The organism is Zavarzinia compransoris (genome assembly GCF_003173055.1).
Taxonomy (GTDB): domain Bacteria; phylum Pseudomonadota; class Alphaproteobacteria; order Zavarziniales; family Zavarziniaceae; genus Zavarzinia; species Zavarzinia compransoris.
Genome location: NZ_QGLF01000001.1, coordinates 728,761 through 755,179, shown reverse-complemented (window position 1 = coordinate 755,179; position 26,419 = coordinate 728,761). Strand labels below are relative to the sequence as shown.

Genomic DNA, 26,419 nt, shown 5'->3' with positions numbered 1-26,419 from the left:
CTCCGGCCCCTCAGCCTTCCCCCAATGGGGCCATCGGCCCCTAAGCATTCCATCGGGAAAGTCATGACGAGCGGTTATACCTATCGCGGCGCGGGCGTCGATATCGAAGCGGGCGACGCCCTGGTCGAAGCGATCAAGCCGGCGGCCAAGGCCACCCTGCGGCCGGGCGTGATCGGCGGCCTCGGCGGTTTCGGCGCCCTCTTCGACCTGAAGGCGGCGGGCTACGACGATCCCCTGCTCGTCTCCTCGACCGATGGTGTCGGCACCAAGCTGAAGATCGCGATCGCCGCCGACATCCACGATACGGTGGGCCAGGACCTGGTCGCCATGTGCGTGAACGATCTCGTCGTCCAGGGCGCCGAACCGCTGTTCTTCCTCGATTATTTCGCCTCCTCCCGGCTTCGGGTGGCGGCGGCGGCGGCGGTCATCCAGGGCATCGCCCGGGGCTGCGAGATCGCCGGCTGCGCCCTGATCGGCGGCGAGACGGCGGAAATGCCCGGCCTCTACCAGGACGGCGACTATGACCTGGCCGGCTTCGTGGTCGGCGCGGTCGAACGCTCGAAACTGCTGACCGGGGCCGATGTGGCGCCGGGCGACCTGCTGATCGGCATCGCCTCCAGCGGCATTCATTCCAACGGCTATTCCCTGGTCCGCCGCATCGTCGAGGGCGAGGGCTACGACTACAGCGGCCCGAGCCCGGTCGAGGATGGCCGCACCCTGGCCGAAACCCTGCTGACGCCGACGAAGATCTACGTCAAGGGGCCGCTGGCCGCCCACAAGCAGGGCCTGGTCAAGGCCTTCGCCCATATCACCGGCAGCGGCATCATCGGCAACCTGCCCCGCGTGCTGCCCGAGGGCGCGGCGGCCGAAGTCGACGCCGCCCGCTGGGCCTGGGCCCCGGTCTTCGGCTGGCTGCAGCAGGCGGGCCGCCTGGATGCGGCGGAACTGGCCAATACGTTCAACTGCGGCCTGGGCATGATCGCCGTGGTCGCCCGCGACAAGGCGGACGAGGCGCTGCGCGTCCTCGCCGCCGCGGGCGAGACGGTCGGCGTCGTCGGCCGCATCGTCGAGCGCAAGGGCGAGGCCCGGACCACGGTCATCGGCCCGGCCGGCAGCTGGGGCCAGGACAAGACCTGGGTGGTTTCGTGACCGCGCCGCGGCGGCGCATCGCCGTCCTGATCTCGGGGCGCGGCTCCAACATGGCCGCGCTGCTCGAAGCCGCGGCCGCGGGCGGCTTCCCGGGCGAGATCGTCGCCGTCATCGCCAACCGGCCGGGGGCCGGCGGCCTTGCCCGGGCGGAAAGTTTCGGCGTGCCGACAAGGGTGATCGACCACAAGGCCTTCGCCGACCGGGCGGGCTTCGACGCCGCCCTCGATGCCGCCCTGGCCGAGGTCGGCGCCGAACTGGTCGTGCTGGCCGGCTTCATGCGCCTGCTCACCCCCGGCTTCACCGAGAAATGGCTGGGCCGGATGATCAATATCCACCCCAGCCTGCTGCCCTCGTTCAAGGGCGTCCATGTCCATGAACAGGCGCTGGCCGGCGGCGTGCGCTTTTCGGGCTGCACCGTCCATTTCGTCACGGCCGACATGGATGCCGGGCCGATCATCGGCCAGGCGGTGGTCCCCGTCATTCCCGGCGAAAGCCCGGACGACCTTGCCGCCCGCACCCTCAAGGCCGAGCACCGGCTCTATCCCGCCGCCGTCGCCCTGGTGGCGGAAGGCAAGGCCCGGCTCGAAGGCGGGCGCACGATCTATGACGGCGACGCCTGGACCCGCGTCACCCTGACCTGATCCATGGCCCGCTTCGCCCTTGCCGCCCTGCTGATCGCCGCCGCCCTGGCGGTGCCGGCGGCGGGCGATGCGCGCAGCCGGCTGGTGGAGGCTTTCACCGATCTCCGCCTCGGCAAGGCCGATCTTGGCGACGCCCAGGTGATGCTGGACGCGGCCCAGGCCGGGGATGCCCGCGCGGCCGAGGCGATCGCCTGGATGCTGGGCACCGGGACCGTGCTCGACCGCAATGCCCCTCTCTCCTTCGAATGGTACCTGCGCGCCCATCTGCTCGGCCTGCCGGACGGGATCGCCATCGCCTATCGCTTCTATCAGGCGATGAACACGGTGGAACGGGCCCAGCTCGATCCCGCCGTCCTCGCCTATGTCGTCGCCGAGGCGACCAGGCCGCCGCCGCCGGCCCCGGCCGTGCCGGCGCCGCAGCCCGTGCCCCTGGCGGTGCCGCCGCCGACCTCCGCCGAAGTCGCGGAAATCCTGAAGATCCTCGAAGAGGAGACGCGGACCGGCAATGTCTCCCTGGCGCTTGCCAAAGCGGTGGCCAAGGTCGAGTCCGGGTTTCGCTCCAACGCCCTGTCGCCGGCGGGGGCGCGGGGCGTGATGCAGATCATGCCGGCGACCGCGCGGGGCGAATTCGGCATCGATCCCGACACCCTGTGGGATCCGCGGGTGAATATCCGCACCGGGGTGCGGTTCCTGGGGGCGCTGATCACGCGTTACGGCTCGGTCGATATCGCGCTCAGCCATTACAACGGCGGCTCGCGGGTGGGGCCGCCGGGCAAGGCCAAGGTGATCCCGGCGACGCAGCCCTATGTCGATGCGGTCAATGCCTGGACCGCCTATTATCTCCGCCAGGAGGCCGGCCCCCAGCCGGCGGCGCCGCGCCAGGAAATCTTCGTCGTCGGGCAACCGCCGCGGTGATTTTTTCTGTAACGCTGGACTAATATGATCGCGGGCGGCGTATACGCCCCAAGAGGTATTCGGTTTGACGGCTCCTGTTCATTGCGATGTCCCAATATATTGTGATGTCCATGCCGCCTGACCCCGGAGCATCGGCACCGGGCGTCAGTAGCCCGGAGTCCGCCAGCCCCTCGTCCGAGGACATAGGGATGCGCTGGCCGTCCGATGGGGTCCCGGCCCCATGGACGGCGTGCGCCCTTCCCCCCCGCCTCAGCAAGACCGCCGGATGCGTGCGGACACAGGATGCGGGCCGCCCGGCCCCGCATCGCCGCGAACGCGCGCCCGCAGGAAGGACCCAATGATATTCGAATGGATGGCCGACCCCGCTGCCTGGGCCGGCCTTGCGACTCTCGTCGTTCTCGAGATCGTGCTTGGCATCGACAACCTCATCTTCATCGCCATCCTGGCGGACAAGCTGCCACCCCACCAGCGCAACAAGGCGCGGGTGCTCGGCCTGTCGCTGGCCCTGGGCATGCGGCTGCTGCTGCTCGCCTCGATTTCCTGGATCGTCACCCTGACGGCGCCGCTCTTCTCGGTCCTCGGGACCGAGATTTCCTGGCGCGACGTCATCCTGATCCTCGGCGGCGCCTTCCTGCTCTTCAAGGGTACGGTCGAACTGCACGAGCGCCTGGAGGGCGAGCACGACGTGAAGGAGACCGGCCGCACCCATGCCGTGTTCTGGCAGGTGCTGGCCCAGATCGTCGTGCTCGACGCCGTCTTCTCGCTCGATTCCGTGATCACCGCCGTCGGCATGGTGAAGCATCTCTCGGTCATGATGATCGCGGTCGTCATCGCCATCGCGGTGATGATGCTGGCCAGCCGGCCGCTGATGGCCTTCGTCAGCCGGCACCCGACCGTGGTCATCCTCTGCCTCGGCTTCCTCCTGATGATCGGCTTCAGCCTGATTGTCGAGGGCCTAGGCTTCCATATCCCCAAGGGCTATCTCTATGCCGCCATCGGCTTCTCGATCCTGATCGAGGCAGCCAACCAGGTCGGCCGGCGCAACGTGCGGAAACGGGTGACCACCATGGATCTCCGCGACCGCACGGCCCAGGCCGTGCTGCGCATCCTGCGCGGCGACCAGGCGGAAGCCCAGACGTCCGAGGAAGTGGCGGCCATCGTCTCCTCGGGCGGGACGGCCCCGGCCTTCAGCGCCGAGGAAAGCACCATGATCGAACGGGTGCTGACCCTGGGCGAGCGCCAGGTGCGCGCGATCCTGGTGCCGCGCGTCGACGTCGTCTGGCTGAACGCCGAGGACGACAGCGAGACCATCCTCGCCGAGATCAAGGAGAGCGGCCGCTCCCGCTTCCCGGTGTGCCGCGGCACGGTGGACGAGGTGATCGGCGTCGTCCACGCCAAGGACCTGCTGGTCCAGGCCCAGACCCTGGGCCGGCTCGACCTCGAGGCGGCACTGCGCAAGCCGCTGTTCGTGATCGAGACCATGCCGATCCTGAAGCTGCTGGAACAGTTCAAGGGTTCCGCCATCCATATGGCGATCGCGGTCGACGAGCACGGCACCTTCGAGGGCATCGTCACCCCGACCGACATCCTGGTCGCCATCGCCGGCGACCTGCCGGAGATCGCGGGCGAGGAATTGCCCTATGCCTCGCAGCGCGACGACGGCAGCTGGCAGCTGGAAGGCCGGATGCCGGTCGAGGAAGCGGAAAAGACCCTGAACGCCCAGGGCATGCGCGGCGAGGACGACGACTTCCTCACCCTCGCCGGCTTCCTCCTGGCCCGCTTCGGCCGCCTGCCGGCGGCGGGCGATTCACTCGAATGGAATGGCTGGCGTTTCGAGGTCGCGGCCCTCGACGGCCACCGCATCGACCAGGTGGTGGCGGCCCCGGCCGCCGCCTGAACCAAGAAAAAAGGCCCGGCAGCGGGGCCGGGCCTTTCTTCTGGATCGGGGCCGTTCAGCCCCCGATTTCGGTCAGCTCCCGATTTCGGTCAGGCGACGATCTCGGTCTGGGCGAAGAAATAGGCGATTTCGATCGCGGCATTCTCGGCGCTGTCCGAGCCATGGACCGAATTGGCTTCGATCGACTCGGCGAATTCCTTGCGGATGGTGCCCTCGGCGGCATTGGCCGGGTTGGTGGCGCCCATGACTTCGCGGTTCTTCAGGACGGCGCCCTCGCCTTCGAGGACCTGCACGACCACCGGGCCCGAGGTCATGAACTCGACCAGCGAGCCGAAGAAGGGACGCTCGCGGTGCACGGCATAGAAGCCCTCGGCCTCGGCCGTGGTCAGCTGGACGCGCTTCTGGGCGACGATGCGAAGGCCGGCGTCTTCGAACTTGGCGTTGATCTTGCCGGTCAGGTTGCGGCGGGTGGCGTCCGGCTTCAGGATGGACAGGGTGCGTTCGACGGCCATGGTCGGCTCCGTGCAAGCTAGGGTGAGCGGTAAAGGTGGCGCCTTGTAGCCGAGAGAGGGCGGAGAGGCAACAGCGGCGCTTGGTGGCGCCGCCGCGGCCGTGCTATTAGCGCGACCATGTTACGGATTGACGGTCTCACCTATCGCATCGCCGGCCGCACCATCCTCGATGGCGCCGGCGCCATGATCCCGGACGGCCATCGCGTCGGCCTGATCGGCCACAATGGTGCCGGCAAATCCACCCTCTTCCGCCTGATCCTGGGCGAGGCCCATGCCGACGACGGCACCGTCGCCATCGACCGCGGCGCCCGCATCGGCACCGTCGCCCAGGAGGCGCCGGGCGCGGACGAGACGCCGATCGACGTCGTCCTCGCCGGCGACAAGGAACGCGCCCGGCTCGTCGCCGCCGCCGAGACCGAGACCGACCCCATCCTGCTGGCCGAGATTCACGAGCGCCTCACCGCCATCGGCGCCCACAGCGGCCCGGCCCGGGCCCAGCGCATCCTGGCCGGCCTCGGCTTCGACCCGGAGGCGCAGGCAAGGCCGATGCGCAGTTTCTCCGGCGGCTGGCGGATGCGCGTGGCGCTGGCCGCCGTGCTCTTCGCCGAGCCGGACCTCCTCCTCCTCGACGAGCCGACCAATTATCTCGACCTCGAGGGCACGCTCTGGCTCGAGGATTTCCTCGCCCGCTATCCGCGCACCCTGATCGTGATCAGCCACGACCGCGACCTGCTCAATCATTCGGTCAACGGCATCCTGCACCTCGACCAGGGCAAGCTGACCTTCTACACCGGCGGCTTCGACCGCTTCATGCGCGCCCGGGCGGAAAAGATCGCCCTGCTCGAAGCCCAGCGCAACAAGCAGGACGCGGCCCGCAAGCACCTGCAATCCTTCGTCGACCGCTTCCGCTTCAAGGCGTCCAAGGCGAAACAGGCCCAGGCCCGCCTGAAGATGATCGAGAAGATGGAGCCCCTGCCCGAACTGCCGGGCGAGACCAGGGTCGAATTCCGCTTCCCCTGCAAGGACGAACTGGCGCCGCCCATCGTCACCCTGGCCGCTGCCTCGATCGCCTACGAGAACCGGCCGCCGGTGCTGCGCGGCCTCAATCTCCGCATCGACCCGGACGACCGCATCGCCCTGCTCGGCTCCAACGGCAACGGCAAGTCGACCTTCGCCAAGGCGATCGCCGGGCGCCTGCCGGTCGCCGCGGGCGAATTGTTCCGCGCGCCGAAACTCCGCCCCGGCTTCTTCGCCCAGCACCAGCAGGATGAATTCATCCTGGGCGAGACGCCGATCCAGCACATGCAGGCCCTGCTACCCAAGGCCGGGCCGACCGAGGTGCGCAGCCGGCTCGGCGCCTTCGGCTTCGGCGCGGCCCTGGCGGAGACGCCGGTCGGGCAATTGTCGGGCGGGGAAAAGGCCCGTCTCCTCTTCGCCATGATGGCGGTCGACGCGCCCAACATGATCATCCTGGACGAGCCGACCAACCACCTGGACATCCAGGCGCGCGAAGCCCTGATCCAGGCGGTGAACGAGCATCCGGGCGCCGTCATCCTGATCAGCCACGACCGCCACCTGATCGAAGCCTGCGCCGACCGCCTGTGGCTGGTCGCCGGCGGCACGGTCAAGCCCTTCGACGGCGACATGGAGGATTACCGCCGCCAGGTGCTGGCCGGCGCCTTCGACGACGGCCCGGTGAAACCCGCCGCCGACCAGCCCGCCGGCGGCGACCGCAAGGAAGCGCGGCGCGAGGCGGCCAAGGCACGGGAAGCCCGTGCCCCCCTGGTGAAGAAGATCAAGACGATCGAGACGCAGCTCGAAAAACTGGCCCGGGACCTCGCCGCCGTCGACGCGTCGCTGGCCGATCCCAAGATCTACAACGATGCCCCGCGCCTCGCCGACCTCGGCAAGAAGCGCGCCGACCTGCTGAAGGCCCAGGAAAGCGCCGAGATGGACTGGCTGTCCGCCCAGGAGGAACTGGAGACGGCCGAGAGCGCGTAACCCGCGGCGCCTCCCCGGCCGGCCGATGATCGATCCCCCCTTGAGGGTGGGGCCGCGAGCTCTTAAAATCGGCGCCGTCTTTCGGTGTTCCAGGAGGGACGTAATGAACATGAAAGCATTCATTACGATGTCCGATCCTTGGGATCTGGCGACCTCATACCAATTCAACATCGACTGTATGATCGACAGCTATATTTGCGACAAGCCGCATGGGGCGTGGCGCTGCCTGTTGACGCCTGACGTCGGCATCGGCTATGGCGCAAAATTATCCTATAGGTTCAAGGCAGGCGGCAGGCACCATGGCGTATTTCTGAAAAGGAATTCGCTGACACCGGCCGGATTTTCATCGATCGATCTGGACAATGAGGATCAGGTACATTTCATCGGCGCCATTTGCCTATATGACGAATTGTAGCCGCATGCCTATTGATCGGCGGCGTGCCCCCGCCGTCCGCCGTCAACGCCGGCGGTTCGGGCGTGCCATCGTCACGGCGACCGGGTAGCGCAGCAGCAAGGGCGCATCGGCGGCGGGCGCCCCCTCGCCGTCCCGGGCCGGCGGCAGGTAGCGGCGGCCGGCGGCGTGGATCGCGGCCATGGCGGCGAAGGGAATGGTCACCTCCATCGGCACCAGGCCCGCGACCTCGGCGATCACCAGGACCGGAAAGAGCAGCAGCGCCGGCCGGCAGGCCCAGGCGAGTACCGCCATCACGCGCTCGAACGTGCCTTCTTCACCCTGCGACGGCCGATGTTCCTGGTCGATCATGGCTGTTCCCCTGCCTGCGCCCTTGTTCTTTAATTGTTCTCTCACAGGGTGACGTCGGGGGCAATTGAAATTTTCACCTTTTGTTCTTTTTAGGTTCCGGGGGATGTTCTCCACCCGCAATGTTCTCCCCAGGCCCCTGTCTCTCAGCGGGTCAGGATATAATCCTCGGGATCGGGGGTGCGGGTCGCGTTCCAATAGTCGACCAGGGCGAAGGGCCAGTTCTGGCCGACCCGGCCCGTCGCGTTCTTGTACCAGCTCGACACCTGGGGCGCGCCCCAGGCCATCAGCCGGTTGGCGGCGTCGACCCTGTCGTTGAAGGCGTCGTGGACCGCCGGCTTCACCTCCACCGCGCGCCAGCCGCCCTCGAGCATCAGCTTGACGGCACCGAGGATGTAGCGCACGGCGCATTCGGAAAAGAAGATGATGCTGCCGTTGACGACGATATTGGTGTTCGGCCCATAGACCGTGAAGAAATTGGGAAAGCCCGGCATGGTGATGCCGAGATAGGCCCGGGCATCCCCGGCCCAGGCCTGATGCAGGTCGAGGCCGCCCCGCCCCCGCACCTTGAGGGTGCGGAGGAAGTCGCTGGCGTGAAAGCCCGTGCCGTAGACGATCACATCGGCCTCGACGTGGCGGCCGTCGGCAAGCTCGATCCCGGCCGGGGTGATGCGGGCGATGCGGCCGTCCTCCACCGTCACGTTGCCGCGCTTGAGGGCGCCGAGCCAGGTGCCGTTGTCGCGCAGCATGCGCTTGCCGCCCGGCGGATAGGCCGGGGTCACCTTGGCGCGCAGGGTCTCGTCCTCGACCTGCATGGCGATGTAACCGCTCAGGGCCTGGCGCAAGTCCTCGTTCAGGGCCGAGACGGACTGCGGCCCGCCCTGCCATTCGGGATCGATGCGCACGGCATCGAGAATGCCGTCGGTCATCAGCCAGAACAGGAAGAAACGATACCAGCTCTGGTAACAGGGCATGTGTTCCAGCAGCCATTGCATGCCGGCCGGGACATTCTCGTGATAGTCCGGCGTCGGCCCGAGCCAGGGGGCCGAGCGCTGGAACAGGGTCAGGTGGCCGGCCGCGGGCGCGATTTCCGGCACGAACTGGAAGGCGCTGGCGCCGCTGCCGATGACCGCGACCCGCTTGCCCGCGAGATCTACCGAATGGTCCCAGCGCGCGGAATGGAAGGCCGGGCCCCGGAACGTCTCGCGGCCCGCGATCTCGGGGTAACGCGGCTGGTTCAACTGGCCGACCGCGCTGATCACGGCCGCGGCCTCGATCACCTCGGCGCCGCCGTCGGGCGGGCGCAGGCCGAGGCGCCAGCGCCCCCGCCCCTCGTCGTAATCCGCCGTCTCCACCGTGGTGCGGAACCGGGTGAAACGCCCCAGGTCATATTTCGCCGCCGTCCGCCTGAAATAGGCATGAAGGACGCTGCGGTCGGAATAGAACTGCGGCCAGTCGTGATTGTTCTCGAAGGAATAGGAATAGAGGTGGTTCTGCGTATCCACCCGGCAGCCGGGATAGGAATTCTCGTGCCAGGTGCCGCCGAAATCCCCGTTCTTCTCGATGATCACATAGGGAATGCCGGCCTGCTGCAATTCGATCGCGGCCAATATCCCCGACATGCCGGCGCCGATGACGGCGACCGGAAAGGCGGCCTTCACCGCCGCCGGCACCGCGATCGCCGGGGCGGCCGCCCGCGGCGCGCCGCCGCCGATCGCCAGTTCCTCGAGCAGGAAGGGCACGTAACGTTCCGGGATGTCGGCGCCGGCGATGAAATCCATCATGCGCCGGATCACGGCCGGTCCCGGCAGGGGCGCCGGCGGGCGGCCGTCGCGCCAGGCTTTCAGCGCGCTTGCCGCCTCGGCCCGGACCGCGGCCTGAACCGCGGCGGGGATGGCGCCCTGGCCGTCGCCGAAAAAGTCGTAGACCGGGCGCGGCACGCGGTCGAGCAGGCTTTCGTCGCCGGTCAGGTGGATCAGGGCCAGCACCAGCGAGGGGATATGCGCCGCCTCCACCGCCTGGTCGATGGTCCGGTCGTCGCCGATGGTGACCGGATCCTGCTGCGCCGCCGGATTGCCCATGCCTGTCCTCCCCGCGCCGGTCCGGATGCTTGCCCGGCCGATCGTCTGTTTTGCGGGGGAGAGGATGACACGGGTGTCACCTTTTGTCGCAGGGAGAATTCGGCCCGCCCGGCTTGTCCCTTCAGGCTTTCTTTTCCCAGCGCCCGTCCGGCGACTGCTGCCAATAGGCGACCGCATGGCCCGCCTGCTTGAACGCGGTCCAGCGGCCGCGGGCGGCGGCGCGGGCGTCCGCGTCGTTGCCGTCGAACATGTCGAGGCAGCGGGCATAGGGGCCAAGCGCAAAATCCCCCGGCCCCGCCCCGTCGACGAGCACGAGGATGGTCGCGCCGTTCGGCCGGTCGTTGGGATCGAGGGTCAGCCAGACCGGCTCGTCCGCCGCGAAATCGTCGGGCGCGCGGCCGTGGGGCAGGAAGGACTGGTCGTCATAGGTCCAGAGCGCGGTATCGAGAAACGGCAGCCGTTCCGCCACGCCGGTGACGACGACGGCACGGAAGCCGCCGTCGACCACGCGGGCCAGAAGGCGCGGCAACGCCCATTCGAGCGGCCGCGCCTCCAGGTGATAGAAGGAAACCTCCGCCATCGGGCGGCTTACTTGCCTTCGTAATGGTCGGCGACCAGCCGGTCGAGCAGGCGCACGCCCCAACCGCTGCCGCCCCGCGGCACGGTCGGCCGGTCCTTCTTGTTCCAGGCGGTGCCCGCGATGTCGAGATGGGCCCAGGGTACGTCGTTGACGAAGCGTTGCAGGAACTGCGCCGCCGTGATCGAGCCCGCGCCGCGGTCCTGGCCGGTGTTCTGCATGTCGGCGATGTCGCAGTTGATCAGCTTGTCGTAAGCCTCGCCCAGCGGCAGGCGCCAGACCGCCTCGCCCGTCGCCTTGCCGGCGGCGGCGATCCGGCCGGCCAGGTCGTCGTCGTTGGAGAACAGGCCGGCATGCTCGCTGCCGAGCGCGATGATGATGGCGCCGGTCAGGGTGGCGAGATCGATCATGAACTTCGGCTTGAAGCGGTCCTGCGTGTACCACAGCGCATCCGACAGCACGAGGCGGCCTTCGGCGTCGGTATTGATCACTTCGATGGTCTGGCCGGACATGGAGGTGACGACGTCGCCCGGGCGCTGCGCCGTGCCGGAGGGCATGTTTTCCACGAGGCCGACGACACCGAGCGCATTCACCTTGGCCTTGCGCCCGGCCAGCGCCTTGATCAGGCCGATCACCGTGCCGGCACCGCCCATGTCCCACTTCATCTCTTCCATGCCGGCGGCCGGCTTGATCGAAATGCCGCCGGTATCGAAGGTCACGCCCTTGCCGACAAAGGCGACCGGCGCCTCCTTGGCCTTGCCGCCCTTCCACTGCATGACGACGAGCTGGGATTCCCGGGCGCTGCCCTGGCCGACGCCGAGCAGGGCACCCATGCCGAGCTTGCGCATCTGCGCCTCGCCCAGGATCTCGACCTCGACGCCCAGCTTTTCCAGGGCCTTGGCCTGTTTCGCCAGCGATTCCGGGTAAATGACGTTGGCCGGCTCAGAAACCAGGTCGCGGGTCAGGAAGACGCCGTCGGCGATCTTCTCGAGGGTCCCGAAAGCCTTTTTCGCCGCCGCCTCCCGGGGCGTGCCGACCACGACCTTGGCCAGGGTCGGCTTGTCCTCGGCCTTCTTGCCGGTGTGGTACTTGTCGAAGCGGTAGGAGCGCAGCAGGGCGCCGAAACCGATATGGGCGGCAAGGTCGGCGGGGGCCAGCGGCACGCCCTCGATCTCGTCGACGATCACGGTCAGGCTTTTCTCGCCGCTGCCGGCAAGCCGGGCGACGAGGCCGCCGCCGAGCGCCTGGGCGCCCAGGTCGTCGAGGGCATCGGGCTTGCCGATGCCGATCACCACCACCCGGTCGAGCGCGAGGCCGCCGGGGGCCAGGACTTCCAGGATATCGCCGCGCTTGCCCTTGAAGCGGCTGGCGGCGATGGCGCGAAGAAGGGCGCCGCCGGTCAGCTTGTCGATCGACTGGGCGGCGGGGCCCAGGACCTTCTCGTCCAGGGCGAAGACGGCGACCGAGCCGGCGGCAGGCAGGCTGGGCGCGGCGAAGGCGATTTTCATCGAGGGAACTCCGGCATTCATTCCGTTGCGCCGGGTGCTGATCCGGCGTCGGCGTATTTTAGAAGGGCCGCGGCGGGATTGGGAAGCCCGCTCGACAGCGGAGCCTTGCACGGCTATTGACGTGGCATGACCGCCCGCCCCGCCGCCCCCCGCCCCGAGCCCGCCGATCGCGACGCGTTCCGCGCCGTCGTCGCCGTCGCGCTCGGCCTTGCCCTGTTCAGGCTGGCCGTCCTGTTCATCGGCGGCATGCCGCTCTATCTCGACGAGGCGCAATATTGGTTCTGGGGCCAGGACCCGGCCTTCGGCTATTTCTCCAAGCCGCCGCTGATCGGCTGGGCGATCGCGGCGACCACCGCCGTCTGCGGCGACGGGCCGGCCTGCGTGAAAGCGTCCTCGCCCCTCGCCTATGCCGTCGCCCCGATTTTCGCCTATCTGCTCGGCCGCAACATGTTTTCCGTGCGGGTCGGGCTTTATGCCGCGATCGGCTTCGCCACCCTGCCGGGGGTGGCCTTTTCCGGCTTCATCGTCTCGACCGATCCCCTGCTGCTGCTGTGCTGGACCGGCGCGCTCTGGGCCTTCGAGCGCGGCCTTGCCACCGGCGGGCGGCGCTATTGGGCCTGTGCCGGGCTTTTCCTCGGCTTCGGCATGCTGGCGAAATACGCCATGGCCTATTTCTTCGCGCCGGCCCTGATCGTCACCCTGCTCGGCACCTATGGCCGCCGGTCCTGGGGCGGGCTGCTGCTGGCCGCCGGCATCGGCCTTGCCGTGCTCTCGCCCAACCTGATCTGGAATGCGCTCAGCGGGTTCGAGACCTTCAAGCATACGGCGGCCAATGCCAGCGTCGGCGCCCATGTCGGCAATCTGGCCGGGGTGCTGGATTTCCTGGCCGATCAGGCGGCGATCGTCGGGCCCATCCTGGCCGTGGTCCTGATCGCGACGCTGGTCCGGCCGCGCGGGCTGTTCCTGGTGCCGGCCTTCCGCCTGCTCGCCTGGTTCTCGCTGCCGATACTCGGGCTTCTCGTCGTCCAGGCCTTCCTGTCGCGGGCGCACGGCAATTGGGCGGCGGTGGCCTATCCCGCCCTCTCGCTGTTCCTGTTCGCGGCGCTCGACCGGCTCGACTATCGCCGCCTGCTCAGGGCGACGATCGGCTTTCACGCCGGGGCGTTCCTGGTGATCGGCGTAGCACTCGCGGTCGGCCAGGTACCTTTCGTCACGCTCTCGACCGCGACCGATCCGTTTCGCTGGATCCGGGGCTGGGACAGGCTGGCGCAGGCGGTCGAGGGGCGGCGGGCGGTGCCGGGGGGCCGGCCCCTGGCCGTCATCACCACGGAACGGGGCGCCACGGCGGAACTGATCTACCACCTGCGCGATTCCGACGCACTGGTGCGCCGCTGGTCGGCGGACGAGAATAATCCGGACGACCATTTCGCCATGGTGCTCGATCTCGACGATGCCCTCGGCTGCGATGCGGTGATCGTCTCGCGCGGGCCCGAACTGCCGGCGGCCCTGGCCGGGCGCTTCGATTCGGTCGAAGGCCCGGTGCGCATCGACATGCGCCCCTACGAGGACCGCAAGGGCACCTATCATCTCTTCATCGGCAAGCGTTTCGGCCGGATCGATGCGGCGGACAACACTTGCCGCTCTATCACCCGCACCGGGCGGAGGCTATAGTCCGCCGCGATGAATCGCATGACCTCCTACATAAGGCGCCAGATCCTCGGGCCGATGATCTTCTTCACGCTGGGGCTGACCGGCGTGATGCTGGTCGGCCAGTCGCTGCGCACGGTCGACCTCATCGTCAACAAGGGCCTGTCATTGCAGACCCTGCTGGAATTGACCGCGCTGCTCATCCCGGGCGCGCTGTCCATGATCCTGCCGGTCTCGCTGTTCTGCGCCGTGATGTTCGCCTTCTACCGCCTGTGGCAGGACAGCGAATTGATCGTCATGGCGGCTTCGGGCATTTCGGTCTGGAAGCTGATCCGGCCGGCGGTCGAGCTTGCCCTCGTCGTCATGCTGATCGGCCTTGCCCTCAACGTCTATGTGACGCCCCTGGGGCTGCGCTCGTTCCGCAACGAAGTGGCGGAGATCCGCGGCGATCTGGCCGCCGTCTTCCTTCAGGACGGGGAATTCACCGAACCGGTGCAGGGCCTGACCGTCTATGTCCGCGAGCGCTCGCGGAACGGCGAATTGCACGGCATCCTGGTTTATGACGCGCGGCGCGCCGACCGGGCCGTCACCATGATGGCGGAACGCGGCATGCTGCTGCCCGAGGGCGACGGCACCAAGATCCTGCTTGTCAACGGCAACCGCCAGGAAAGCGAGCTGTTCACCGGCAAGGGCTCCTACCTCAGCTTCCAGCGCTATGTCCTCGACTTCGGCAGTTTCGGCGATCAGGCCGATGCCCGCTGGCTGAAGCCGGGCGAGCGCTTCCTGACCGAACTGCTGCCGCCCTACGACAACCCGCGCGACGAGGCGGCAGCGACCCAGTTGATGACCGAGGCGCACAAGCGCCTGTCCGCCCCCCTCTATGCCCTGCCGCTGGCCCTGATCGCTGCCTGCGGCCTGCTTTCGGGGGAATATTCGCGGCGCGGCAAATACCTGCGGGCGGCGCTCGCCGGCGTGCTCGGCCTCGGGCTCCGGCTCGGGGAACTGGGGATCGCGGGCATCGTCAATTCGACCCCGGCCCTCGCCCCCCTCTTCTACCTGATGCCGCTGGCGGGGGCGATCGTCGCCCTCTACGTGCTGCGCCCGGCGGTCCGCCTGCCGGGGCCGGTGCCGGCCGGGGCGGAAGCGGAAGCCGTGGGGGCGTCCTGACATGCTGCGCCTCGCCCCGGTCTTCGCGCTTTACATGATGCGGCGCTATCTTGCCGGCATCGCCCTGGTCTTCGCGCCGGTGCTCGCCCTGATCTTCATGGTCGACCTCCTCGAACTGACCCGCCGCGCCTCGCGCGTGACCGGCAACGAGGCGGATTTCTTCACCCTGGTCCAGATGTCGCTGATGAAGCTGCCGGGGCTGGCCACCATGGCCCTGCCCTTCGCCTGCCTGTTCGGCGGCATGTGGGCGTTCGGGCGCATGACCCGCTCGAACGAACTGGTGATCGCCCGGGCCGCCGGCCTCTCGGTCTGGCAATTCCTGGCGCCGCCCATGCTGGTCGCCCTGCTGCTGGGCATCTTCACCATCGGGATCGTCAATCCCTGGTCGTCGGCGATGAATTACCACTATCGCCAGCTCGAAGCCTTCTACATCAAGGGCACGTCGTCGAGCCTGTCGACGGTGACGGAATCGGGCATCTGGCTGCGCCAGTCCGATGCCCAGGGCAGCGCGGTGATCCATGCCCTGGCCGCATCCGACGGCGGCTTGCGGCTGTCGGCGGTGGTCGTCTTCATGTTCGACCCGGAGGAGAAGTTCCTGCGCCGGATCGAAGCCTTCTCGGCCAAATACGACGGCGACATCTGGACCCTGTCCGACGCCTGGCTGATCGAGCCGGACCGGCAGGCCCAGGCGGTCCCGGTCTATCGCCTCGCCACCAACCTGCACCCCGAGGATATCCAGCAAAGCCTGGCCAATCCCGATTCGGTATCCTTCTGGTCGATCCCCGACTTCGCCAAGCGGCTGGAGGCGGCGGGCTTTTCCTCGACCCGCTACCTGATCCAGTGGCATTCGCTGGCCTCGCTGCCCCTCGTCCTCTGTTCGATGGTGCTGGTTGCGGCCGTCGTCTCGCTGCGCCATTCGCGCCGGGGCGGGGTGGCGACCCTGATCGCCCTCGGCGGCGTCGCCGGCTTCGTGCTTTTTGTCGTTTCGGACATTGCCCGGGCGCTTGGCATCGCGGAAAGTGTGCCTGTCATCCTTGCGGCCTGGGGGCCGGCGGTCGCCGCCACCCTCGTCGGCGTCGCCCTGTTGTTTCATTTGGAAGATGGTTGATGTCCGCCCGACGCCGCAATCGTGACCTGACCGCGACCCGCGCCGAGATCCTGCGCAACCGCACCGCCCTTGCCCTGGTGCTGGGCGCGCTGGCGATCGGCGGGCCGACGCTGGCCGTCGCCCAGACCCTGCCCGGCGGCGTTTCGGCGGGCGAGGGCCCGGTCCAGATCATCGCCGAGGAAGTGATCTACAACCCGAACACCAAGACGGTGACCGCGACCGGCAAGGTGGAAGTGTCCCAGGGCGACCGCGTCCTGATGGCCGACAAGATCACCTATTTCGAGGACAGCCGGATCGTCGCCGCCTCGGGCAATGTCTCGCTGCTGGAGCCGACGGGCGAAGTGCTGTTCGCCGACTACGTCGAACTCGACGACCAGCTGCGCGAGGGCTTCGTCCAGACCATCCGCCTGCTCTTCGCCGATGATTCGCGGGCGGCCGCGGTCCGCGCCATCCGCCGCGAGGGCAATGTCACCACCCTCGACCGGGCGGTCTACAGCCCCTGCCTGCCCTGCGCCGACAAGCCGGACCGCCCCCTGCTGTGGCAGGTGAAGGCGGTGAAGGTCACCCACGACCAGACGGCGAAGACGGTCGAATACGAGGATGCGACCTTCGAGGTGCTGGGGGTTCCCGTCGCCTATACGCCCTATTTCTCCCACCCCGATCCGAGCGTGAAGCGCCTGTCCGGCTTCCTGGCGCCCCGGATCGGCGGCAGCGGCCGCCTGGGCTTCCGGGTCGGCATGCCCTATTTCTGGGCGATCGACGACAACAGCGACCTGACGCTGACCCCCTTCATCACCACCCAGGCCGGCGCCTATGCGGTCGGCGACTACCGCAAGGTTTTCGGCAGCGGCGAATTCGCCGCCCAGTTCAGCCTCGGTTACGGCGAGGAATTCGACGGCGACGGCAACCCGACCGGCAGCGACGCCTTCCGCGGCCATATCTTCGCCCGCGGCAACCTGCAGCTCGACGACAATTGGCGCGTCGGCCTCAATGTCGAACGCTCCTCGTCGGATACCTACCTGAAGCGCTTCAGCTTCACCTCGCCCAACTACCTGACCTCGGATCTCTACGCCGAGGGGTTCTACGACCGTTCCTATTTCTCGGTCATCGGCTATTCGTTCCAGGGCCTGCGCGCGATTTCCGACCCGGATACCACGCCCCTCGTCCTGCCGCTGGCCCAGGCGAACTGGGTGCTCGAGCCGGAAATGATCGGCGGCCGGCTGGAACTGAGCGCCAATGCGATCGCCATCCACCGCGACGAAGGCACCAGCCAGCGCCGCTTCAGCCTGGGCGCCGCCTGGCAGCGGCCCTGGATCACCGATCTCGGCACCGTCTTCACCCTCGACGCCTCGATCCGTGGCGATTTCTACGATACCGAAGATGTCTATGACGCCGCCGGCATCGACGTCTCGGGGCAGACCGCGCGCTTCCTGCCGAAACTCTCGCTCGAGGCGCGCTATCCCCTGGTGCGGCCGACCGAGAACGGCCGCCAGGTGATCGAACCCATCGCCCAGTTCGTGCTGGCCCCGAGCACGCCGATCTCGAAGAAGATCTCGAACGAGGACAGCCAGAGCTTCGAGTTCGACGACACCAACCTCTTCGCCGTCAACCGCTTCTCGGGCTACGACCGCTGGGATGCCGGCTCGCGCTTCGTCTACGGCGTGCGCACGGCCTATTACGGCAACGAGGGCACTACGTTCTCCGTCTTCCTCGGCGAGAGCTTCGAATTCACCGACGAGAAGGATGTCTACGAATACGGCAAGGGCCTGGGCGACGGGCGGTCGGACTTCGTCGGCGCGATCACCTTCACGCCCACCTATTGGCTGGACCTCCAGCACAATTTCCGCCTGGACAAGGACGATCTGTCGTTCAACCGGAACGACATACGCGCGACCATCAACGGCAAGCGCCTGCAGGCGACCATCGGCTATACCGCGGTGAAGGAACAGACGGCGGTGCCCGCCCAGGCCGACCGCGACGAAATCTATGTCACCGCCGGCCTGAAGCTGGACGAATATTGGACCGTCTACGGCGACACCCGCCACCGCCTGAACGACGACGAGGGCGCGCTCTCGACCGGCCTCGGCCTCTTCTATACCGATGAATGCGTGGAACTCGGCGCCATGTACCGGCGCGACACCACCCGCGACCGCGACGTGACCCCCGACACGTCGGTCAGCCTCATCCTGCGCCTGCGGAACCTTGGCATGTAGCCATGCGACACCCCGGGGGCGACGCCCAAGGCTTTTCCTCGGCGGGAACAGGGACTATGCTGCGACCGCTTTGGTCCGACCCCTTCATGGGGCGGGGGCGGCTCCTGGCCTGAAGAACGGCAACTGACCGGAAGAACGATCGAGAATGCGCTTATCCGTCCTGACTGCGGTCTCCTCCCTCGCCCTGGCCCTGGTGATTGCCGGTCCCGCCTGCCGCCCCGCCGAGGCGCAAAGCGCGGCCGCTCCCCCGTCGATTTCCGCCGACATGGGCCTTGCCGCCGTCGTCAACGAAGAGGTGGTCACCGCCTTCGACGTGGACCAGCGCGTGCGCCTGCTCCTGGTCTCGACCGGCATGCCCTATAATGCCGATACGGCCCGGGCCGCCCGCCTGACCGCGCTGCGCGCCCTGGTCGACGAAACCCTGCAATTCCAGGAAGCCCGCAAGCAATCGGTCTCGGTCGGCGAACAGGATGTGGAGGCCAGCCTGCTCCAGGTCGTGCAGTCGACCCGGATGACGCCCGAGCAATTCGTCGAAACCCTGGGCAAGGCCGGCGTCTCGATCGAGACGCTGAGGCGGCAGCTGCGTGCCGAACTGGTGTGGAACCAGGTGGTGATGCGCCGCTACCAGGGCCGGCTCTCGGTCGGCGCCGAACAGGTGCAGGCGACCATCGACCGGATCAAGGCCAATGCCGGCCGGCCGGAAAGCCTGGTCTCCGAAATCATGATCGCGGTCGACAATCCGGAACAGGAAGGCCCGGCCCAGCAGCTCGCCCAGCAATTGTTCGACCAGATCCGCCAGGGCACGCGCTTCTCGGCCCTGGCCCGGCAGTATTCGCAGGCGCCCTCGGCCGCCAACGGCGGCGACATCGGCTGGATCCTGCCCGGCCAGCTGGCAGCCGAACTGGACGACGCCTTGAACACCATGCAGGTGAATTCGATCTCCCCGCCGGTCCGCTCGCCGGGCGGCTGGTACATCATCGGTCTCCGCGAACGGCGCCAGATGCCGCCGCCGCCGCCCGAAGTGTCGATGGTCGAGCTGAAGCAGGTCTTCGTGCCGGCCAATATCTCGACCGACGACGCGACCATCGCCGAACTGACCAGCCAGCTGGCCGACGCCAAGGAAGAGATCAACGGCTGCGCGGCGCCGCGCTTCGTGCTCGACCGCCTGCCCGGCGCCAGCTTCGGCGAAGTCGGCACCCTGAACGTCAAGGACCTGCCGGTGGAATACCGCACGGCGATCGAAGGGGTCGCCATCGGCAAGGCCGGCGGGCCCGTGCGCTCGACCGACGGCCTGCACCTGCTGATCGTCTGCGACCGCCGGGAACAGACCCCGGATTCGATGATGCGCGATGCCGTGCAGCGCAACCTCGAAGACCAGCAATTGTCCATGCTGGCGCGCCGCTACCTGCGCGACCTGCGTCGCAACGCGACCATCGAGGTCCGCTGAGCCGATGAACGCAGCCGCAAGCCCGCCCCGGCCGCTGGCGCTGACCTGCGGCGAGCCGGCGGGCATCGGCGCGGAAATCGCCCTGAAGGCCTGGGCCGAACGCGAGGCGGGCGGCCCGCCCTTCCTGTTGCTGGACCAGCCGGCCCGGCTTGCTCGCATCGCGGAAAGCCTGGGCCTGGCGGTGCCGATCGCGGCGATCGCCGCGCCGGCCGAGGCGGATGCCGCGCTTTTCGCCGAAGCCCTGCCCGTCCTGCCCCTGGCGGCGCCGATCGACGGCCGGCCCGGGCAGATCGCCGAGGGGGACGCGGCGGCGATCATCGAAGCCATCACCCGCGCCGTCCGCCTGACCCAGGCGGGCGAGACCGCGGCCGTGGTCACCAACCCGATCCGCAAGCAATCCCTGAAGACCATGGGCCTGGCGCACCCCGGGCACACGGAATTCCTGGCCGAACTTGCCGGGGCCGACGCGCGCTCGGTCATGCTGCTGGCCTCGCCCCGGCTGCGGGTGGTGCCGGTCACCGTCCATGTCGCCCTGGCCGCCGTGCCCCGCCTGCTGACGGCGGCGGAAATCGTCACCGTGACCCTGGCGACCGCCCGTGCGCTGCGCCTCGATTTCGGCATTGCCGCACCGCGCCTCGCCGTCCTCGGCCTCAATCCCCATGCCGGCGAATCCGGCCTGCTGGGGCGGGAAGAGATCGAGATCATCGCCCCCGCCATCGAGCGCCTGAAGGCGGCAGGGCTGGACGTCTTCGGCCCGGTGCCGCCGGATGCCGCCTTTCACGCCGCCGCGCGCAGCCGCTATGACGCCGCCATCTGCATGTATCACGATCAGGCCCTGCTGCCCCTGAAGACCCTCGACTTCGACGAGGGGGTGAATGTCACCCTGAACCTGCCCTTCGTGCGCACCTCGCCCGATCACGGCACCGCCATCGATATCGCCGGCACCGGCAAGGCCAATCCGCAAAGCCTGATCGCGGCCCTGCGCCTGGCCGCGACCATGGCCGAGACCCGCCGCCGCACCGCCGCGTCATGAGTGCCGTCGACAGCCTGCCGCCGCTGCGCGAGGTGATCGCCCGGCACGGCCTCGCCGCGCGGAAATCGCTGGGGCAGAATTTCCTTCTCGACCTCAACATCACCGCGCGCATCGCGCGGGCGGCGGGGATCGGGCCGGGCGACCTCGTCTATGAGGTCGGGCCGGGGCCGGGCGGCCTGACCCGCGCCCTGCTTGCCGCCGGCGCCACCGTGGTCGCGGTCGAGCGTGACGAACGCTGCCTGGCCGCGCTGGCCGAGGTCGCCGCCGCCTATGCGCCGGGCCGCCTGACCGTGATCCCCGGCGATGCCCTGGAAATCGACGAGCCCGCGGTTCTGGGCCACCGGCCGGCCAAGGTGGTGGCCAACCTGCCCTATAACGTGGGCACGGCGCTGCTGATCCGCTGGCTTTCCGCCGGGCCCTGGCCGCCCTGGTGGCAGTCGCTGACCCTGATGTTCCAGCGCGAGGTCGCGGACCGGCTGACCGCGGCGCCGCGCAGCGACGCCTATTCCCGCCTGACCGTGCTGGCGCAATGGCGCGCCCAGGCCCGGCATCATTTCGACCTCAGCCCCAAGGCATTCGTGCCGCCGCCCAAGGTCACCTCGACCGTGGTCGGCCTGGTGCCGCTGGCCGTCCCGCCCCACCCGTGCCGCCTGGGCGCGCTCGAAGTGGTGACGGCGAATGCCTTCGGCCAGCGCCGCAAGATGCTGCGCCAGAGCCTGAAGGGCCTGGCCGTCCCGGCCGAGACCCTGCTGGAGCGTGCCGGCATCGTGCCGACGGCGCGGGCCGAGGAGCTGGACGTCGCCGCCTTCGCCCGCCTCGCCCGGGCCCTGGACCAGGGGCCGGCGCCATCGTGAGCGTGCCGCTGCACCGCCAGCCGCCCTTCGCCCTGTTCTGGACTTCGCGGGTGTTCGGGTCGCTGGCCTTCCAGATGGCCTCGGTCGCCTTCGGCTGGCTGATCTACGACATGACCGGCAGCGCCTATCAGCTCGGCTTTGCAGGGCTGGCCCAGTTCCTGCCCATGGTGCTGCTCACCTTCGTCGTCGGCGCCGTGGCCGACCGCTGGGATCGCCGGCGCATCGTCATGATCAGCCAATGGGTCCAGGCGCTGACCATCGGCGCGCTGACCGTGGGCGCCTTGCAGGGCTGGCTCGGGGTAAACGGGCTGTTCGCCGGCCTCGCGATCCTGGGCGCGGCGCGGACGTTCGAGCGGCCGGCCATGGCGGCCCTGCTGCCCAGCCTCGTCTCCGCCCGGGAATTGCCCCGGGCGGTAGCCCTCTCCTCCTCGGCCATGCAGACGGCGACGATCGTCGGGCCGTCGCTCGGCGGGTTGCTGCATGCCTTGGGCGCCGCCGTGCCCCTCGGCCTTTCGGCCGCCCTCTTCGCCCTGGGCGCCCTGGCCATGGCGCCGGTCCGCCTGCGCACCCCACCCGCCCCGCGCGAGCCCATGACATGGCGGGCGGCATTCTCCGGGCTCGGCTTCGTCCGGCGGAAGCCGGTCCTGCTCGGCGCCATTTCCCTCGACATGGTCGCGGTCCTGCTCGGCGGGGTCACCGCGCTGCTGCCGATCTTCGCCAAGGATATTCTCGAGACCGGGCCCTGGGGCCTGGGCGTGCTGCGGACGGCGCCGGCGATCGGCGCCCTGGCCATGGCGATGGTCATCGGCCGCCTGGACCTCAGCCGGGCGGTGGGGGCCAAGATGTTCGTGGCGGTCATCGTCTTCGGCCTTTGCACCATTGTCTTCGCCGCCTCCAGCCATCTCTGGCTTTCGGTCGGCGCGCTGGTGATCCTCGGCGCTGCCGACAATGTCAGCGTCGTCATCCGCCAGACCCTGGTGCAACTGGCGACCCCGGACGAGATGCGCGGCCGGGTCAGCGCCTTGAATTCCCTCTTCATCGGCGCGTCCAACCAGTTGGGCGAATTCGAATCCGGCATGACCGCGGGATTGATGGGGGTGGTCGCCGCCGGGATCCTGGGCGGGGTCGGGACCATCGCCGTCGCCCTGGCCTGGATGAGGCTGTTCCCGAGCCTCCGCCACGCCGATCGCCTGGATGGGGTGAAATAACCGACAGCGCCTTGCCCTCGCGCCCGAAAGGCGCCATGTCTTTGCGGCTATCAAGGAGGCAACGACATGGACCAGCGCATCATCGACCTCTACGACCAGTATACCCACGCTCCCCTGCCCCGGCGGGACTTCCTGGACCGCCTGGCGCGGCTGGCCGGCGGCAGCGCCGCGGCGCTCGCCCTGCTGCCCCTGCTCGAAAACAATTACGCCCGGGCGGCCCAGGTCGAGGAAACGGACGGCCGCATCACCGTCTCGACCGGCAGCTTTGCCGGCGCCACCGGCCCCGTCCGCTATTACGAGGCGGTGCCCAAGGCGGCGCCCCAGGGCACGGTCATCGTCATTCACGAGAACCGGGGCCTGAACGCCCATATCCAGGATGTGGCGCGGCGCTTCGCCGTCGACGGTTTCCGCGCCGTCGCCCCCGATTTCCTCTCGCCCGCCGGCGGCACCCCCGCGGACGAGGACAAGGCCCGCGAGTTGATCGGCGGGCTCGATGCCGCCGCCACGCTTGCCGACGCGGTGCAGGCGGTGCAATTCGCCGCGACCGGCGGGACCAAGGTCGCCGCGGTCGGCTTCTGCTGGGGCGGCGGCCTGTCGGGCCGGCTGGCGACGGCGGAAAGCGCGCTGTCGGCCGCCGTCGTCTACTACGGCATGCCGCCGGCAAGCGAAGCCGTCGCGGCGATCAAGGTGCCCTTGCTGCTGCATTACGCCGGCCAGGACGAACGCATCAATGCCGCCGTCCCCGCCTTCGAGGCGGCGCTGAAGGCGGCCCAGGTGCGCTATGACCTGCACACCTACGAAGGCGTCCAGCACGCCTTCAACAACGACGCCAATACCGCCCGCTATAACGAGGCGGCGGCGGCCCAGGCCTGGGGGCGGACCATCAGCTTCCTGCGCCAGACCCTGGCCTGAGCCCGGCCCGGGCCAGCAATCCGTCGACGAAGAGGTCGAGCACGGCCAGCGCCGTCTGCTCGGCCTCGGCGGGGCCGATGCCCCAGCTGGGGAAATGGCCGTCCACCTCCATCCGCGCCAGGCCGTAGACCAGCGCCCGGGCGGCGATGCGGCCGGTCGCGACGTCGATCCCCGGCAGGCCGGCGATGATGCCGCTCAACATTGCCTGCAACGCGTCGTTATGGCCGGTCAGCACGGCGGAACCGGCGAAATCGATCGCGCCGCGCGCCGCGACGATGCGGAAATGCGCCGGATTGTCCCGCACCCAGGCCAGATAGCCGCGCCCCATGGCCTTCAGCCGGGCGCCGGGCCCGGCATCGGCGGGCAAGCCGGCCATGGCCGCGGCGACCGCCCCGCCCAGGCGGCGCATCGCCTCCTCCGCCACCGCCGTCATCAGGGCCGTGCGGTCGGCAAAATGGCGGAAGGGCGCAGCCGAGGATACCCCCGCCCGGCGCGCCACTTCCCGCAGGCTCACCTGTTCCGGACCGGCCGCCGCGCTGAGGTCGAGGGCGGCCGCGATCAGGGCTTCGCGCAGATTGCCGTGGTGATAGGGCTGCCGCTTGTCCATGCCGCCTTGACGCCGCCTCCGATGAATGTAAGCATCGATAACATAACGGGAGGCGGGCATGAGGGCAATCAAATCGGGATGGGGCCTGTTCGCGGTCCTGGCGGCGGTGGTCACCCTGGCGGCCGCCCTGACCGTCCGGGACGGCACCGATGCCGATGCCCTGGGCGCCCTGATCCGGATGACGGCGCGCACGTCCCTGGTCCTGTTCCTGCTTGCCTTCACCGCCCGGCCGGCGGCCAGCCTGTGGCCGAACGGCTTGACCCGCTGGGCCCTGCGCAACCGGCGCTTCATCGGCCTTGCCTTCGCCTGGTCCCATGGCTTGCACGGGATCGGCATCCTGGCCCTGTGGCGCCTGGATCCCGCCGCCTTCACGGCGCAAGTCCCGCTTATCACCCTGATTTTCGGGGGCCTTGCCTATCTGCTGATCGCGGCTATGGCGGCGACTTCGTTCCGGCCGACAGCGGCCCTGATCGGGCCGCGGGCATGGCGGGGGCTGCATCTGGCGGGCGGCTATTACATCGCCCTGGTGTTCCTGAATTCCTATGCCGGGCGGGCGGCGAAGGATCTTGCCTATCTGCCGCTGGCGCTGGCCGTGGTCGGGGCCCTGGCCCTTCGTCTCGCCGCCCGGCTCAGACGCCGTCGCGCAGGCGCTTGACGAAATCGCCGAGGCCGGTCTGGCGACGGCGCTTCAGCCGCTCGGCGTGCAGGATGGCACGGACCTGGGCCAGCGTGCTGTCCACATCCTCGTTGAGGACGACATAATCGTATTCGGCCCAATGGCTGATCTCGTCGGACGCCTTGGCCATGCGGGCGGCGACCACGTCTTCCGGGTCCTGGGCGCGTTGGCGCAGCCGGCGCTCCAATTCCCGGGTCGAAGGCGGCAGGATGAAGATGGACACGAGGTCGTCGCGGGCATGTTCCGCCAGTTGCTGGGTGCCCTGCCAGTCGATATCGAACAGCACATCACGGCCGCGGGCCAGGGCATCCGCCACCGGCCCCTTGGGCGTGCCGTAGTGATTGCCGAACACCTTGGCCCATTCGAGCAATTTCCGCTCGTTGACCATGATGTTGAAGTCGGCCGGGCTGACGAACCAATAATCCCGCCCCTCCACCTCGCCCGGGCGGCGCGGGCGGGTGGTGACCGACACCGACATTTCGAGCGCGTCCTCGTGTTCCAGCAGGCGGCGCGAGATCGTGGTCTTGCCGGCGCCCGACGGCGAGGACAGCACCAGCATCAGGCCGCGCCGTTCGATCCCGTGAAACGACATGCGAACTCCTTGTCTATTCGATGTTCTGGACCTGCTCGCGCAGGCGGTCGACCGCGGTCTTGAGGTCGAGGCCGAGGCGGGTCAGGTCCACGTCCGTCGACTTGGAACAGAGCGTATTGGCCTCGCGGTTGAATTCCTGGGCCAGGAAGTCCAGGCGCCGGCCCACCCCCTCGCCCGCCTTCAGCAGTTTCCGGGCCTCGGCGACATGGGCGCGCAGGCGGTCGATCTCCTCGCGGACATCGGCCTTCACCGCCAGCATGGCGACTTCCTGGGCCAGCCGCTCGGGCGAGACCACGCCCGCCTTGTCCTGCAACAGGTCGGCAAGCTGGGCCTCCAGGCGGGCCTTGATGGCGGCGGGCTGGGTTGCGGCCTGGGTCTCGGCCGCCGCGGTCAGCCGCTCGATCTCGTCGAGATGGGCGGCCAGTGCCGCGGCGATATGCCCGCCCTCGGCGGCGCGCATGGCATTCAACTGGCCCAGCGCCTGATCGAAGGCGCCGAGCAGGATCTTGTCTTCCGCCGCCTCGTCCAGGGCGGGGGCGCTGCCCTCGCCGCGCTGGAACACGCCCGGCAGGGCCATCAGCCCCTCGATACGCGGCGCATCCAGCCCGTGGGCGGCCGCCGCCTCGCGGGCGACGGCGACCAGATGGTCGAGCACCTGGCGGTCGAGGCGCGGCAGGGCGCCGTCGGCCCCGGCGGCGACATTCAACTGCACCTGAAGATTGCCGCGCTTCACCAGCTTGGCGATCGCCTCGCGCAGCGGCCGTTCCAGGCGTTCCAGCCCGTTCGGCAGGCGGAAGCGGACCTCCAGGCCCCGGCCGTTCACCGCCTTGATCTCGAAGACGAAATCCGTCTCGCCCAGGCTGCCGCCGGCCCGGGCGAATCCGGTCATGCTGAAAAGCGGCATGTCCTGCTCC

The 26,419-nt window shown here is 68.9% G+C and carries 24 protein-coding genes; 16 read left to right on the top strand and 8 right to left on the bottom strand.

Annotated elements, in window-relative coordinates:
• The first annotated feature begins 63 nt into the window (after nucleotides 1–63).
• The 4 genes from purM to DKG75_RS03760 all read left to right on the top strand — a co-directional run bounded on the left by purM (nucleotide 64) and on the right by DKG75_RS03760 (nucleotide 4,602).
• The gene (gene purM / locus DKG75_RS03775) at nucleotides 64–1,149 is read left to right on the top strand and encodes a phosphoribosylformylglycinamidine cyclo-ligase (RefSeq protein WP_109919727.1); all 1,086 of its coding nucleotides are present in this window, start codon (nucleotides 64–66) and stop codon (nucleotides 1,147–1,149) included.
• The gene (purN, locus tag DKG75_RS03770; RefSeq protein ID WP_109919726.1) at nucleotides 1,146–1,790 is read left to right on the top strand and encodes a phosphoribosylglycinamide formyltransferase; all 645 of its coding nucleotides are present in this window, start codon (nucleotides 1,146–1,148) and stop codon (nucleotides 1,788–1,790) included. The genes purM and purN overlap by 4 nt, the downstream gene beginning before the upstream one ends.
• A 3-nt stretch (nucleotides 1,791–1,793) precedes the next feature.
• Nucleotides 1,794–2,705, top strand: a complete 912-nt coding sequence (locus tag DKG75_RS22900) for a lytic transglycosylase domain-containing protein (RefSeq protein ID WP_166646328.1) — start codon at nucleotides 1,794–1,796, stop codon at nucleotides 2,703–2,705.
• A gap of 352 nt (nucleotides 2,706–3,057) precedes the next feature.
• The gene (locus tag DKG75_RS03760; protein ID WP_244913127.1) at nucleotides 3,058–4,602 is read left to right on the top strand and encodes a TerC family protein; all 1,545 of its coding nucleotides are present in this window, start codon (nucleotides 3,058–3,060) and stop codon (nucleotides 4,600–4,602) included.
• An 89-nt stretch (nucleotides 4,603–4,691) separates the two neighbouring features.
• Here DKG75_RS03760 and ndk read toward each other — a convergent pair whose 3' ends face one another.
• Complete coding sequence (ndk, locus tag DKG75_RS03755; RefSeq protein WP_109919723.1) at nucleotides 4,692–5,114, bottom strand: nucleoside-diphosphate kinase; 423 nt, start codon at nucleotides 5,112–5,114, stop codon at nucleotides 4,692–4,694.
• Nucleotides 5,115–5,231: 117 nt separating this feature from the next.
• On the opposite strand from ndk, the gene DKG75_RS03750 reads away from it, so the two are divergent.
• Both DKG75_RS03750 and DKG75_RS03745 read left to right on the top strand, forming a co-directional pair.
• Nucleotides 5,232–7,115: an ABC-F family ATP-binding cassette domain-containing protein gene (locus DKG75_RS03750; RefSeq protein WP_109919722.1), complete on the top strand. Its 1,884-nt coding sequence runs from the start codon at nucleotides 5,232–5,234 to the stop codon at nucleotides 7,113–7,115.
• A 103-nt stretch (nucleotides 7,116–7,218) separates the two neighbouring features.
• On the top strand, nucleotides 7,219–7,530 hold the full coding sequence (locus tag DKG75_RS03745) for a hypothetical protein (protein ID WP_109919721.1): 312 nt from the start codon (nucleotides 7,219–7,221) through the stop codon (nucleotides 7,528–7,530).
• Between the two features lie 42 nt (nucleotides 7,531–7,572).
• Here DKG75_RS03745 and DKG75_RS03740 read toward each other — a convergent pair whose 3' ends face one another.
• The 4 genes from DKG75_RS03740 to DKG75_RS03725 form a co-directional block, all read right to left on the bottom strand.
• Complete coding sequence (locus DKG75_RS03740; RefSeq protein ID WP_109919720.1) at nucleotides 7,573–7,878, bottom strand: hypothetical protein; 306 nt, start codon at nucleotides 7,876–7,878, stop codon at nucleotides 7,573–7,575.
• 143 nt (nucleotides 7,879–8,021) lie between these two features.
• Nucleotides 8,022–9,956, bottom strand: coding sequence for a flavin-containing monooxygenase (locus tag DKG75_RS03735; RefSeq protein WP_166646327.1), 1,935 nt, complete (start codon nucleotides 9,954–9,956; stop codon nucleotides 8,022–8,024).
• A 121-nt stretch (nucleotides 9,957–10,077) separates the two neighbouring features.
• Entirely contained in the window at nucleotides 10,078–10,536 is a 459-nt protein-coding gene (locus DKG75_RS03730; protein WP_109919718.1) for a DNA polymerase III subunit chi, read from the bottom strand.
• 8 nt (nucleotides 10,537–10,544) lie between these two features.
• A complete protein-coding gene (locus DKG75_RS03725) occupies nucleotides 10,545–12,041 on the bottom strand; it encodes a leucyl aminopeptidase (protein WP_109919717.1) in 1,497 nt (498 codons plus the stop codon).
• A gap of 126 nt (nucleotides 12,042–12,167) precedes the next feature.
• Between DKG75_RS03725 and DKG75_RS03720 the strand changes: the two genes are divergently transcribed.
• From DKG75_RS03720 to DKG75_RS03680, 9 genes are all read left to right on the top strand, one after another.
• Nucleotides 12,168–13,712 (top strand): ArnT family glycosyltransferase, encoded by a 1,545-nt coding sequence (locus DKG75_RS03720; RefSeq protein WP_109919716.1) that lies wholly within the window; start codon nucleotides 12,168–12,170, stop codon nucleotides 13,710–13,712.
• Between the two features lie 18 nt (nucleotides 13,713–13,730).
• The gene (gene lptF / locus DKG75_RS03715; RefSeq protein WP_166646326.1) at nucleotides 13,731–14,855 is read left to right on the top strand and encodes an LPS export ABC transporter permease LptF; all 1,125 of its coding nucleotides are present in this window, start codon (nucleotides 13,731–13,733) and stop codon (nucleotides 14,853–14,855) included.
• A 1-nt stretch (nucleotide 14,856) separates the two neighbouring features.
• A complete protein-coding gene (gene lptG / locus DKG75_RS03710; protein WP_109919714.1) occupies nucleotides 14,857–15,963 on the top strand; it encodes an LPS export ABC transporter permease LptG in 1,107 nt (368 codons plus the stop codon).
• The gene (locus DKG75_RS03705) at nucleotides 15,963–18,176 is read left to right on the top strand and encodes an LPS-assembly protein LptD (protein ID WP_109919713.1); all 2,214 of its coding nucleotides are present in this window, start codon (nucleotides 15,963–15,965) and stop codon (nucleotides 18,174–18,176) included. The genes lptG and DKG75_RS03705 overlap by 1 nt, the downstream gene beginning before the upstream one ends.
• A 145-nt stretch (nucleotides 18,177–18,321) precedes the next feature.
• Nucleotides 18,322–19,623, top strand: coding sequence for a peptidylprolyl isomerase (locus DKG75_RS03700; RefSeq protein WP_109919712.1), 1,302 nt, complete (start codon nucleotides 18,322–18,324; stop codon nucleotides 19,621–19,623).
• A 4-nt stretch (nucleotides 19,624–19,627) separates the two neighbouring features.
• Nucleotides 19,628–20,656 (top strand): 4-hydroxythreonine-4-phosphate dehydrogenase PdxA, encoded by a 1,029-nt coding sequence (pdxA, locus tag DKG75_RS03695; protein WP_109919711.1) that lies wholly within the window; start codon nucleotides 19,628–19,630, stop codon nucleotides 20,654–20,656.
• Nucleotides 20,653–21,510, top strand: a complete 858-nt coding sequence (gene rsmA / locus DKG75_RS03690) for a 16S rRNA (adenine(1518)-N(6)/adenine(1519)-N(6))-dimethyltransferase RsmA (protein WP_109919710.1) — start codon at nucleotides 20,653–20,655, stop codon at nucleotides 21,508–21,510. The genes pdxA and rsmA overlap by 4 nt, the downstream gene beginning before the upstream one ends.
• Entirely contained in the window at nucleotides 21,507–22,718 is a 1,212-nt protein-coding gene (locus DKG75_RS03685) for an MFS transporter (RefSeq protein WP_243746430.1), read from the top strand. The genes rsmA and DKG75_RS03685 overlap by 4 nt, the downstream gene beginning before the upstream one ends.
• Before the next feature lie 66 nt (nucleotides 22,719–22,784).
• Nucleotides 22,785–23,630 carry a dienelactone hydrolase family protein gene (locus tag DKG75_RS03680; protein WP_109919709.1) on the top strand — a complete coding sequence of 282 codons (846 nt, stop codon included), beginning with the start codon at nucleotides 22,785–22,787 and terminating at the stop codon, nucleotides 23,628–23,630.
• Here the strand turns inward: DKG75_RS03680 and DKG75_RS03675 are convergent.
• Nucleotides 23,602–24,237, bottom strand: coding sequence for a TetR/AcrR family transcriptional regulator (locus DKG75_RS03675; RefSeq protein ID WP_109919708.1), 636 nt, complete (start codon nucleotides 24,235–24,237; stop codon nucleotides 23,602–23,604). The two genes, DKG75_RS03680 and DKG75_RS03675, sit on opposite strands and share 29 nt — an antisense overlap.
• Nucleotides 24,238–24,295: 58 nt before the next feature.
• On the opposite strand from DKG75_RS03675, the gene DKG75_RS03670 reads away from it, so the two are divergent.
• Entirely contained in the window at nucleotides 24,296–24,892 is a 597-nt protein-coding gene (locus DKG75_RS03670; RefSeq protein WP_109919707.1) for a hypothetical protein, read from the top strand.
• Here DKG75_RS03670 and gmk read toward each other — a convergent pair.
• Together gmk and DKG75_RS03660 are read right to left on the bottom strand one after the other, a co-directional pair.
• The gene (gene gmk, locus DKG75_RS03665) at nucleotides 24,867–25,505 is read right to left on the bottom strand and encodes a guanylate kinase (RefSeq protein WP_109919706.1); all 639 of its coding nucleotides are present in this window, start codon (nucleotides 25,503–25,505) and stop codon (nucleotides 24,867–24,869) included. The genes DKG75_RS03670 and gmk overlap by 26 nt on opposite strands.
• A gap of 13 nt (nucleotides 25,506–25,518) precedes the next feature.
• On the bottom strand, nucleotides 25,519–26,409 hold the full coding sequence (locus tag DKG75_RS03660; RefSeq protein WP_109919705.1) for a YicC/YloC family endoribonuclease: 891 nt from the start codon (nucleotides 26,407–26,409) through the stop codon (nucleotides 25,519–25,521).
• Between the last annotated feature and the right edge of the window lie 10 nt (nucleotides 26,410–26,419).

What these genes read in the sequence shown, in the direction of transcription:
- DKG75_RS03705 (WP_109919713.1), top strand. Translation starts at nt 15,963, where the DNA reads ATGTCCGCCCGACGCCGCAATCGTGACCTGACCGCGACCCGCGCCGAG.
- DKG75_RS03725 (WP_109919717.1), bottom strand. Translation starts at nt 12,041, where the DNA reads ATGAAAATCGCCTTCGCCGCGCCCAGCCTGCCTGCCGCCGGCTCGGTC.
- gmk (WP_109919706.1), bottom strand. Translation starts at nt 25,505, where the DNA reads ATGTCGTTTCACGGGATCGAACGGCGCGGCCTGATGCTGGTGCTGTCC.
- DKG75_RS03700 (WP_109919712.1), top strand. Translation starts at nt 18,322, where the DNA reads ATGCGCTTATCCGTCCTGACTGCGGTCTCCTCCCTCGCCCTGGCCCTG.
- rsmA (WP_109919710.1), top strand. Translation starts at nt 20,653, where the DNA reads ATGAGTGCCGTCGACAGCCTGCCGCCGCTGCGCGAGGTGATCGCCCGG.
- DKG75_RS03750 (WP_109919722.1), top strand. Translation starts at nt 5,232, where the DNA reads ATGTTACGGATTGACGGTCTCACCTATCGCATCGCCGGCCGCACCATC.
- lptF (WP_166646326.1), top strand. Translation starts at nt 13,731, where the DNA reads ATGACCTCCTACATAAGGCGCCAGATCCTCGGGCCGATGATCTTCTTC.
- DKG75_RS03735 (WP_166646327.1), bottom strand. Translation starts at nt 9,956, where the DNA reads ATGGGCAATCCGGCGGCGCAGCAGGATCCGGTCACCATCGGCGACGAC.
- DKG75_RS03730 (WP_109919718.1), bottom strand. Translation starts at nt 10,536, where the DNA reads ATGGCGGAGGTTTCCTTCTATCACCTGGAGGCGCGGCCGCTCGAATGG.
- DKG75_RS03760 (WP_244913127.1), top strand. Translation starts at nt 3,058, where the DNA reads ATGGCCGACCCCGCTGCCTGGGCCGGCCTTGCGACTCTCGTCGTTCTC.
- DKG75_RS03675 (WP_109919708.1), bottom strand. Translation starts at nt 24,237, where the DNA reads ATGGACAAGCGGCAGCCCTATCACCACGGCAATCTGCGCGAAGCCCTG.
- DKG75_RS03745 (WP_109919721.1), top strand. Translation starts at nt 7,219, where the DNA reads ATGAACATGAAAGCATTCATTACGATGTCCGATCCTTGGGATCTGGCG.
- pdxA (WP_109919711.1), top strand. Translation starts at nt 19,628, where the DNA reads ATGAACGCAGCCGCAAGCCCGCCCCGGCCGCTGGCGCTGACCTGCGGC.
- DKG75_RS03740 (WP_109919720.1), bottom strand. Translation starts at nt 7,878, where the DNA reads ATGATCGACCAGGAACATCGGCCGTCGCAGGGTGAAGAAGGCACGTTC.
- DKG75_RS03660 (WP_109919705.1), bottom strand. Translation starts at nt 26,409, where the DNA reads ATGCCGCTTTTCAGCATGACCGGATTCGCCCGGGCCGGCGGCAGCCTG.
- DKG75_RS03680 (WP_109919709.1), top strand. Translation starts at nt 22,785, where the DNA reads ATGGACCAGCGCATCATCGACCTCTACGACCAGTATACCCACGCTCCC.
- purM (WP_109919727.1), top strand. Translation starts at nt 64, where the DNA reads ATGACGAGCGGTTATACCTATCGCGGCGCGGGCGTCGATATCGAAGCG.
- DKG75_RS03670 (WP_109919707.1), top strand. Translation starts at nt 24,296, where the DNA reads ATGAGGGCAATCAAATCGGGATGGGGCCTGTTCGCGGTCCTGGCGGCG.
- lptG (WP_109919714.1), top strand. Translation starts at nt 14,857, where the DNA reads ATGCTGCGCCTCGCCCCGGTCTTCGCGCTTTACATGATGCGGCGCTAT.
- DKG75_RS03720 (WP_109919716.1), top strand. Translation starts at nt 12,168, where the DNA reads ATGACCGCCCGCCCCGCCGCCCCCCGCCCCGAGCCCGCCGATCGCGAC.
- DKG75_RS22900 (WP_166646328.1), top strand. Translation starts at nt 1,794, where the DNA reads ATGGCCCGCTTCGCCCTTGCCGCCCTGCTGATCGCCGCCGCCCTGGCG.
- ndk (WP_109919723.1), bottom strand. Translation starts at nt 5,114, where the DNA reads ATGGCCGTCGAACGCACCCTGTCCATCCTGAAGCCGGACGCCACCCGC.